This window comes from Undibacterium sp. 5I2 (genome assembly GCF_035019605.1).
In the GTDB taxonomy this organism is placed as follows: domain Bacteria; phylum Pseudomonadota; class Gammaproteobacteria; order Burkholderiales; family Burkholderiaceae_D; genus Undibacterium.
Genome location: NZ_JASJVS010000170.1, coordinates 1 through 340, shown reverse-complemented (window position 1 = coordinate 340; position 340 = coordinate 1). Strand labels below are relative to the sequence as shown.

At 50.9% G+C, this 340-nt stretch carries 1 protein-coding gene; it reads right to left on the bottom strand.

Annotation, left to right across the window (positions count from 1 at the left end):
* The coding region (locus tag QN359_RS19850) for a MotA/TolQ/ExbB proton channel family protein (protein WP_323493636.1) at positions 1 to 340 on the bottom strand (340 nt) is incomplete at both ends.

Below are 340 nucleotides of genomic sequence, written 5' to 3'. Positions count from 1 at the left end.
GCTGTCAAAGCATGGTAAATACCCCAGACGGTACCGAACAAACCGACGAACGGTGCAGTCGAACCAACGGTAGCCAAAAACGCCAAACCATCTTGCAAACGGCTTTGAACTTTTTCGACGGCGCGTTGAATCGACATCGACACCCAAGTATTGAAATCTATTTGCTCAAGCAACAAACCTTCATGGTGCTCAGTAGCTTTGATACCGGACTCGGCGATGAAACGGAATGGGCTGCCTTCTTTCAGGGCGGCAGCACCAGCTTCAACCGAAGCGGCTTTCCAAAATTTAGTGCGGGCTTCCGAAGCTTGACCGGCCAGTTTGAACTGGTCGACGATTTTCG